Raw genomic sequence first — 10,278 nt, forward strand, 5'->3', positions numbered from 1 at the left:
GTATCGACCCGGAAGTGAATGCTTTAGCTTACCCTATACAGCGCGTGTTTAACGCCGGTGTAAGTGTCAAATTATAATATTAACAGTAAAGGATATGATTATGAAGACCTTTAAATATAAAATACTATTAATAACAGCTGTAGTTGCTGTGGTTGCGGGCTGTAAAAAGTATGAGCAGTACCCTGCCGAGCAACGTACTATAGATTATGTTTTTGATAAAAATGACTCGTTAGGTACCAACGCCTATTCTTTTCTGAACAGTACCTATGCGCTGTTAAAGAGCGGGCATAACCGGGTTAACGGAGAGTATCTCGACGCTGCATCGGACGATGCGGTATCGGCATCCAATAATACAACCTCTGTTCCGTACATATTATCAACAGGTTCGTATAATTCAACCAATTTACCCGTCGATGAGAACGTGTGGCAAAATGCTTACGTAGCCATACGGAAAGCTAATGTATTTATTAGCAACATAGATGTTGTACCCGTTAAGGATGAATTGCGCCCAGGCGTTTCTATGAAATTTGCCTGGAAAAGCGAGGCGAGATTTATCAGGGCCATGTTTTACTTTGACCTGCTTAAACGTTATGGCGGCGTACCAATTGTGGGTGATAAAGTTTTTACGTTAGATGATGACTTAAACATGCCGCGTAACAGCTTTGCGGAATGTGTTGACTATATAGTAAGCGAGTGCGATGCTATAAAAGGTACTCTGCTTACCGTTCCTCTGGCAAGCCCTACAGCAAATTCGCAAAGGGTTACCAATGCAGCTGCGTTGACGCTTAAAGCCAAGGTTTTGTTATATGCGGCAAGTCCGCTTTTTAACGGCGGCAATATTGATGGCGCCAACCCGCTAACGGGTTATACAAGCTTTGATGCTAACAGGTGGGTATTGGCAGCACAGGCGGCTAAAGATGTGATGGACCTGAATGCGTTTACATTGGTGCCCGATTTTAGAAACGCGTTTATAACCCAGGTGCCGGCAAATACCGAGGTTATTTTTCAACGGCCCAATGGCTTAACAAATACGGTAGAATCAAACAACGGGCCTATTGGCTTTACTACTAACCCTATTGGGCAGGGTAAAACCAGCCCAACGCAGGATCTGGTTAATGCCTTCCCCATGAAAAATGGGCTGGCTATTGATGCACCGGGTTCTAATTATAATGAAAACGACCCTTATGCCAACCGCGATCCGCGTTTAGGCTATACCATATTTTACAACGGCTCGCCGTGGCTTAATTCATTAGTACTAACCTATGAGGGGGGGCGCAGCAAACCAAACATAGGTAACCAACAAACAGTAACCGGTTACTACATGCGTAAATTTATGGGTTTGTACGAAAGCCAAAGCAATTACGGTACAGCACCTGAAGACTGGATGTTTTTTAGGTATGCCGATGTGTTACTTGCCTACGCCGAAGCGCAGAACGAAGCGCTTGCCACACCAGATAATAGTGTATATACTGCGGTCGAAAAAATACGCCAGCGTGCAGGTTTAAGCCCGTACCAACTGGCACCCGGGCTAAGCCAGGATGCAATGCGTACCATTATCCGTAACGAGCGCCGTATTGAAATGGCTTTTGAAGAAGACCGCTACTGGGATATCCGCCGCTGGAAAATTGCCGAAGATGTAATGAACAAGCCAAGGGTAGGGGTTACTATAGCCAATGCTATAGCGGGCTATACTTATACCTATGCACCAGTTCTTGCTACCAAGTTTAAAGCGCCGGCCATGTACCTGTACCCGATACCTTACAACGAAACGGTGAAGAACACTAAGTTGAAACAAAACCCGGGATGGTAATTAACCTCTATATCAATTATTGAATTAAGAACTTATCATGAGAAAAATTATACTATTACCAATTATAATGTTGTTACTGCCGGTTGTGCTGTTTGCCCAAAACAGGGTAATTACCGGCACAGTAAAAGATGGTAACGGCGTTTTGCCCGGGGCTACTGTTGTTGAAAAGGGTATGCCTCAAAATGTTGCTATTGTAAGTACCGGTGGTAAGTTTACAATAGCACTAAAAGGTAGCGCAGAGGTTATTATTGTGAAATTTATAGGATATGTGCAGCAGGAAGTTAAGGTAGCCGATAAAAGTAGTGTTGATGTTATCCTGCAAGCAAGCAGCCAGGATATGAATGAGGTGGTTATATTGGGCTATCAGCCTAAAAAACGTATAACCAATACCGGTTCGGCCAGCCAGATCTCAGCCGCTGATGTGCGTACCGTGCCAACAGCAAACGTTCAAAATACATTAGCAGGCAGGTTGCCTGGTTTTTTCTCTCAGCAAACATCAGGGCAACCGGGCAGGGATGCGGCGTCGTTTTACATCCGGGGCTTAAGTTCAATCAATGGCTCAAATACACCACTTATAATAGTTGATGATGTAGAGTACCAGGCAGATCAGCTGCAGCAAATAAACGTTAACGAGATTGAAACCATTACCATCTTAAAAGATGCGTCAACAACGGCCATATATGGTGTAAAGGGTGCAAATGGTGTTTTAGTGGTAACCACCCGCAGGGGTAAAATAGGGGCGCCTACAGTGAATTTAAGAATGGAAAGCGGTGTGCAATCTCCAACCAAGATCCCTAAGTTCCTTAATTCATATCAAAGCGCATTACTAATTAATGAGGCGGAAACCAATTATAATAAAGCATATAACCAGCCAAATGGCGGGTTATCTTTTACCTCTGCCGATCTGGAAGCATTCCGCACAGGGAGCGACCCGTACGGCCACCCAGATGTTAACTGGTACAAAGCGATACTTAAAGACTACACCAGTCAAAGTAACACCAACTTGGATATATCTGGCGGAACAAACGTCATTAAATACTTTATTACAGGTGGGCTTTTTACACAAAACGGTTTATTGAGGAATTTTTCTGATCCACAAAACGAGATCAACAGCGATTACAACTATAACCGTTATAACTTCCGTTCAAATCTGGACTTGAAAGCAAATAAAAACCTAAGCGTAAGGTTAGACCTGAGTGCGCGTTTCGGTACGGTAAACCAGCCGCACAGTCAAAATATTTTAGGAGAAATATACGATTATACAAAGGTAACGCCGTTTTCGGCGCCTTTCCTGAACCCTAATGGCAGTTATGCTTATGCATATTCACAATTCAATACCTTTTCGTTAAAGAATACGCCACAGCAATATGCTACCATAAATGCAAGGCTTGCAAATGGTGGTTATGACCGCAGCACCCGTACAGATTTTAACTCGTTGTTTGATATCAGCGAAAAGCTTGATGACATAACCAAAGGCCTGGCAATTACCGGTCGTATAAGTTACTCGAGCATTGAGCAATACACAAAGCAATTATACAGGTACAATAGTTCGGGTTCATTCTCCTATAATCCGCCGAGTTACCATTACAACCCGGTTAACGATACCTATACACTTGACCCGCGCGGTAAGTACGTGCTATCTGATTATAACCTGGCCGGTAATACCGATGCTTACATTACCAGGTTAAACTTGCAGGGTTTTATGACCTATGACAGAATATTTGCCGGTGACCACCACGTAAATGCCTTATTACTATATAATCAATACCAGGATAACAGCCAGGCAGATCCCCCGTCAAAGTTCAGTGGGCAATCAATAAAAGTGGGGTATGGTTATAAAGACAAATACCTGATTGATTTTAACGGCGGGTATAACGGTACAGATCGTTTTGCATCTGTTCACCGCTTTGGCTTTTTCCCGGCTATTTCAATAGGTTATAACATCGCGAATGAAGACTACTTCAGGAAAAACGTATCATTTGTTCAGTATTTAAAGCTACGCGCATCATACGGTAAAGTAGGTTCTGACGCCATCGGCGGGTCAAGATATATTTACAGCCAGTTTTATAATAAAAACAACTTTAGTTATCCTAACGACTATAGTTTTGGCACGAGCCATAACCCTGCGGGTGCTATCTATGAAGGTACCCTGGCAAATACCGATGTGTTTTGGGAGTCGCAAAAGGAATTGAACGTAGGCTTAGAGGCTAATATGTTTAATAACAAATTAAGCCTGGTAGTTGAGTTTTTTAGAAACATCAGGTATAATCAGTTGATCTATCCGGGCGATATATCTGCCGTGTTGGGTGTTGGTGCACCTGCGGTAAACGCAGGTAAATCAATAAACCGTGGTGTTGAGGGCCAAATTGGTTACCAAACAACAATAGGGCAGGTGCAATTCCAATCAAACTTTGTATTCTCTTATGCTAAGAACAAGATATTGGAGATGCGAGAGGCAGCCCCGGCATATCCCTGGTTATACAGAACTGGGCAACCAATAAACCAGCCATTCGGATACAAGTTTATAGGCTATTACACCCAGGAAGATGCCGATAAGATAAACAGTGGCGCCCCGGGTGCGCCCCCTGCGCCAACAAATGGTGCCAAAATACAGGCAGGCGACTTAAGATACCAGGATAAAAATGAAGACGGGAAAATTGATATTTACGATCAGCAGCCAATAGGTAAACCAAACCTGGCTAATACCACCCTCGGTTTAACCTTAGGTGCAGGTTACAAAGGCTTTAGCGTAAGTGTATTATTACAAGGGGCTTTTGGCTACAGCTTTGCTGTAGTTGGCACAGGGGTTGAGCCGTTTAAAAGCCAGTTTCAGCCTATACATGAGCAACGCTGGACACCGGCAACCGCTGCTACCGCACAATTCCCAAGTTTAACAACAGATCCGCTATCTGTTAGCAGCCCATCAAATTATTTATCAGATTACTGGCTGATCAATGCGCATTATATCCGTTTAAAAAGTGTTGATATAGGTTACCAGTTTCCGAGCAAAATGCTGCCTTTCCACTTTAAATACGCGCGTTTATACTTAAGCGCTTATAACTTATTTACCTGGACAAATTATAACAAATATCAGCAGGATCCGGAAGTGGCAACCAGCTCGGCAGGTGATGTTTATCCAAACGAACGTGTTGCAACTTTAGGTTTGCAGGTTACATTCTAAAAGAAATATATCACTACAGATTAAGCTTTCGGGCTTTTTTTGTAGTGATTTTGCTAAATCGTTTTATTTACATATTTTTGAGTATTGGGTTGATTTTGTTGGCAAGATCCGGAAGTGTCGTCTTCCGGATCCATTGCTAAAAAGGTAGAATATACCCGATATTTAACATCTTCAGATCATCCAAAACTCCGTAACGTGTTATACCCAAATATCAACCTTAAAAAAGCATTACTACTTGCAATACTACCTGTAGTGTTATTAAACGCAGTTAAAGCGCAGCAACAAAACCTGGTGCATTACGCCAATACCCTGCAGGGTACAAATAGCAAGTTCGAGCTATCGTACGGTAACACATACCCGGCAACCAGCGTGCCCTTTGCCATGAACACCTGGACACCACAAACCGGCAAAAACGGCGATGGGTGGAAGTACCAGTACTTTGAAAATACCATCAGGGGGTTTCAGCAATCGCACCAGTGCAGTTCATGGGTAAATGATTATGCGGTTTTTTCGTTGATGCCCGTTACCGGCAAACTGCTGGTGATGGATGATGAGCGCGCTTCTAAATTCGACCATAAGAATGAAGTAGCGCAGCCAAACTACTACAAGGTTAAGTTTGATAACAATATCACTACCGAAATGACAACCACCGAGCGTGGCGCGCATTTACGGTTTACCTTCCCCAAAGCAGCGGCCTATTTGGTTTTGGATGGCTATACCAAAATGAGCCAGGTGAAGATCTATCCTGCAGAGCATAAAATTACAGGCTGGGTAAATAACTGTCGCTGGGCGCCGCAAAACTTTAAAAATTATTTCGAGATTGTGTTTGATAAGCCGTTTAAGGCATACGGTACCTGGGAAAACAAAACAGGCAAAATAACTGCAGGTAACTTAACAGATGAAGGTGATGGCCGTGGTGCTTACATCCAGTTTGCCGATGGCGATGTGGTGCAGGCAAAAGTTGCATCATCATACATAAACCCGGAGCAAGCCACCCTAAACCTGCAAACCGAGCTGGGCAAATTCAAATCATTTGAAGATACCAAAGCAGCCTCAACAAAAATATGGAACACGTTATTTAACCGGGTTTTGGTTGAGGGCGGCACCGAAGAGCAAAAGGCTACGTTTTACTCATGCCTGTACCGTGCAAACTTGTTCTCGCACCGTTTCTATGAGATCAATAAAGAAGGTAAACCATACTATTTTAGTCCGTACGATGGGAAGATCCACGATGGCTATATGTATACCGATAATGGTTTTTGGGATACGTTCAGGGCGCAATTTCCGCTAAATACTATACTGCACCCCAAAATGGAAGGGCAGTATATGCAGGCCCTGCTTGCCGCGCAGGAACAATGTGGCTGGTTTCCGGCATGGTCTTTCCCGGCCGAAACAGGTGGTATGTTAGGTAACCATGCTATCTCTTTACTGGCAGATGCCTGGGTAAAAGGTATTCGTACGTTCGATCCGGAAAAGGCGCTGAAGGCCTATGCCCACGAAGCCAATAACAAAGGCCCATGGGGAGGTGCAAACGGCCGTGGTAATGCTAAAGATTATAATGCCAATGGCTATGTACCATATTCACAAAAAACACTGGGGGCAACAGCACAATCTTTAGAGTATGCTTATGATGATTTCTGCGGATACAGTTTGGCCAAAGCTGTAGGCAATAAAGAGTATAAAGCCGCATTTGGTAAAAATATGTTCAACTACAAAAGCCTGTATGACCCCGGTACCCGTTTTATGCGAGCCAAAGATGAAAATGGCAAATGGGTTGAACCATTTGACCCATTAGAGTGGGGCGGCCCTTATACCGAAGGAAACGCATGGCATTGGCAATGGTCGGTTTTTCATGACATACAGGGTTTGATTAACCTGATGGGTGGTAATAAAAACTTTACAGCTAAGATCGATTCTGTTTTCTCGCAGCCATCAACCATCAAGGTTGGCGGGTATGGGCAGGTGATACACGAAATGACAGAGATGGCACTGATAAACATGGGGCAGTATGCGCATGGCAACCAGCCTATCCAGCATATGATATACCTGTACAACTACGCGGGCCAGCCCTGGAAAACCCAGCAGCATGTTCGTGAGGTGATGGAAAAGATATACAACTCTACACAAAACGGTTACCCCGGCGATGAAGACCAGGGGCAAATGTCGTCATGGTATGTATTAAGTGCTTTGGGTATCTATAGCGTTACACCGGGTACAGACCAATACGCCATTGGCAGCCCTGTGTTTAAAAAAGCGACCCTGACGCTGGAGAATGGTAAAAAATTCATTATACAGGCTAATAACAACAGTAAGCAGAACGTGTATATCCAGTCGGCCACGTTAAATGGTAAGCCTTATACACATAACTGGCTCAGCCATTACAGCATCACCAACGGCGGGATCTTAAAATTTGAAATGGGGAGCAAGCCAAACTTTAAAAGGGGGCTTGCAACACAGGATAAACCATTCTCGTTATCGAAAGCAAAGTAAGATAGACTATTACGATTACCTCTGGTTAAAATAAAAAAAAGGCTTCATGTTGATTGCAAGGGCATATTATGTTATAATTGTGTGCCAATTAATTAAACTTCCATAATGGAGAATAAGCCCAAATTCACCGATAGAAAGTATTTTTTAGTTATTGCTTTTGTTACTTCCCTGTTTATGCTGTGGGGCGTAGCCATGACGATGGGCGATATCCTGAACAAACATTTCCAAAACGTTTTACATATTTCCAAATCACGTTCGGGCCTGGTACAGCTCTCTATTTTTGGCGCATACGCGGTGATGGGGATCCCGGCAGGCCTGTTCATGAAGCGGTTTGGATATAAAAGAGGGGTACAACTGGGGTTGTTTTTATATGCTTGTGGTGCTTTCCTTTTTATCCCTGCATCTGATGCCGAATCCTTCGGGTACTTCAGGATAGCTTTATTTGTACTGGCCTGCGGGCTGGCTACGCTTGAGGCTGTTGCCCACCCGTTTGTTGCAGCCCTTGGCGATCAACGAACCAGCGATCAGCGTATTAATTTTGCACAGGCATTTAATGGGGTAGGTGGAATAATCGGCCCTTTACTGGGTAGCTATTTTATTTTACGTAGCGATGGTGGACACTCTAACGATCTGGTATCGGTAAAACACATGTACATTATAATCGGATTGGTAATCACCGGGGTTGGTGTGCTCTTTTCATTTGTAAAGGTACCGGCATTAACCGACCCCCATGTGGTAGCAACCGATGCATATGCTGTTGGCGAAACTGTACATGCCGACAAGAAACTTTTTCAGCATAAGCATTTTGTTTTCGCGGTAGTGGCGCAGCTTTTTAACGTGGCAGCACAGGGTGGTACATGGGCTTATTTTATTAACTATGGGCACGAGGTGATGCACCTTTCAGACGCGCACGCGGCCAATTACTTTGCCTTCAGTATTTTTATGATGATGATAGGGCGTTTTACCGGCACTTTCCTGATGCGTTACATAGCCCCTAATAAGTTGCTGGCCATATTTGCGGCGTGTAATATTGTGATGTGTATTATCGTTTCGCAGGCATTTGGCTGGGTATCATTCGGGGCACTTATCATGATCAATTTCTTCTTTAGCATTATGTTCCCTACCATATTCAGTTTAGGGTTAAAAGATCTGGGCAAGCATACCCAACAGGCATCGTCATTTATTGTGATGGGGGTTGTGGGCGGGGCGTTGTTCCCACCGTTAATGGGTTTAATAGCCAATAAAAATGTAGCTACTTCTTATTTACTGCCTATTGTTTGTTACGCCGTTATATTTGCCTTTGCCTATACCTATAAGCGTGTAAAAAAGCTTGTGTAAGGGTTGTATTACAGATATTGTTGATCACAATAATAGTATCATCTATTTTAAAAACATAAAAATTAAATTTACATTGCGTTTTATATTGTAAATCGGTTTAGTATGAATAAAAAAATATCCATTGTTGATATTGCCAACTTATTAAATATTTCTAAAACCACTGTATCATTCATATTAAATGGCAGGGCGCAAGAAAAAAGGATCAGCGAGGAGTTGGTTCAGAAAGTTTTAAAACTGGTTAAGGAGGTTGGTTATAAACCAAATTCGCTGGCCAAGAGTTTACGCACCGGTAAATCAAACATTATTGGTTTAATGGTTGAGGATATTTCTAACCCGTTTTTTGCCAATATTGCCCGCTTAATTGAAGATAGGGCCTATGAAAAAGGATACCGTATTATTTATTGCAGCACCGATAACGATACAGCAAAAACCCAGGAACTGATAGGAATGTTCCAGGACAGGCACGTAGATGGCTACATAATGGCGCCGCCAAAAGATATAGAGGAAGATGTACGCGATTTAATAAAAAGCGGACTGCCTGTGGTCATGTTTGACCGTTACCTGCCCAATGTTGATACCGATTACGTTATTGTAGATAACCAGTTTAGTACTTACAATGCTACACGGCACTTAATTGAACAGGGGTATAGCAAAATTGCTTTCATAACCTTCTCTTCCGAGCAAACACAAATGCTTGATCGTATGAATGGTTATAAAAATGCAATGAAAGAGAATAAACTAAAACCCTATATCAAAGAGATTGATTTTAACCGTAACGAGGAACTCATTAAGGAACCTTTAAGCGCGTACCTTAAAAAGAACCCGGGCATTGATGCCATATTATTTGGTACCGACCATATTGGTACATGCGGTTTAAAAGTAATAAACCAGTTGGGCCTGAAAGTGCCGGATGATGTTGCCATTGTATCGTTTGATGATTACGATGTATTTGAATTACATTCACCATCTGTTACCGCTATAGCCCAGCCAATTGAAGCCATTGCCGATAATATTATATCGTTGTTGCTGAAAAAACTGGAACCCAACTCAAATCAAACAACACAAAAAATAACGTTATCTACAACGTTAAATATGCGTAATTCGTCAAAGCGAGCTTTAAAAACAGTAAGTTAATTTGTAGTGCCAAAACGTTTTTGCTGTATGGCATCGTATTCTTTAACATAATCGGGGTGTTCGGTTTTCATTAACCTGTCCCACACCCTGAAGTAAAGGCCGTAATTGCCTTTAAATTTGCTGTGGTGAATATTGTGATAGGTTGAGGTATTAAATACCTCAAACCAAATGGAGTTTCTTAACCGGCGCGGTGCAATTTCGTACCCTAAATGCCCGTAAACATTTATAATAAAGCCCGAAATGGTGAACAGGATAATGGTAAGCTGGTGCATGGGTAATACAAAGGCCAGCAGTATCAGCACGCCACCCTCTGTCCATGCTTCAA

The 10,278-nt window shown here is 42.8% G+C and carries 6 protein-coding genes; 5 read left to right on the forward strand and 1 reads right to left on the reverse strand.

What is annotated here, in order from left to right; all coding sequences use genetic code 11:
- Positions 1–100 precede the first annotated feature (100 nt).
- The 5 genes from WC615_RS20820 to WC615_RS20840 all read left to right on the forward strand — a co-directional run bounded on the left by WC615_RS20820 (position 101) and on the right by WC615_RS20840 (position 9,953).
- Positions 101–1,810, forward strand: a complete 1,710-nt coding sequence (locus WC615_RS20820; RefSeq protein ID WP_372979985.1) for a RagB/SusD family nutrient uptake outer membrane protein — start codon at positions 101–103, stop codon at positions 1,808–1,810.
- Positions 1,811–1,847: 37 nt separating this feature from the next.
- On the forward strand, positions 1,848–4,991 hold the full coding sequence (locus WC615_RS20825; RefSeq protein WP_372979986.1) for a SusC/RagA family TonB-linked outer membrane protein: 3,144 nt from the start codon (positions 1,848–1,850) through the stop codon (positions 4,989–4,991).
- A 252-nt stretch (positions 4,992–5,243) separates the two neighbouring features.
- A complete protein-coding gene (locus WC615_RS20830; protein ID WP_372979987.1) occupies positions 5,244–7,481 on the forward strand; it encodes a GH92 family glycosyl hydrolase in 2,238 nt (745 codons plus the stop codon).
- Positions 7,482–7,586: 105 nt separating this feature from the next.
- Positions 7,587–8,819 (forward strand): L-fucose:H+ symporter permease, encoded by a 1,233-nt coding sequence (fucP, locus tag WC615_RS20835; RefSeq protein WP_372979988.1) that lies wholly within the window; start codon positions 7,587–7,589, stop codon positions 8,817–8,819.
- Positions 8,820–8,921: 102 nt separating this feature from the next.
- A complete protein-coding gene (locus WC615_RS20840) occupies positions 8,922–9,953 on the forward strand; it encodes a LacI family DNA-binding transcriptional regulator (RefSeq protein WP_372979989.1) in 1,032 nt (343 codons plus the stop codon).
- Here WC615_RS20840 and WC615_RS20845 read toward each other — a convergent pair.
- Positions 9,950–10,278, reverse strand: a 329-nt coding sequence (locus tag WC615_RS20845) for a sterol desaturase family protein (RefSeq protein ID WP_372979990.1), incomplete at its 5' end; no start/stop codon positions are given. The genes WC615_RS20840 and WC615_RS20845 overlap by 4 nt on opposite strands.

The organism is Mucilaginibacter sp., from assembly GCF_041663085.1.
Taxonomy (GTDB): Bacteria; Bacteroidota; Bacteroidia; order Sphingobacteriales; family Sphingobacteriaceae; genus Mucilaginibacter.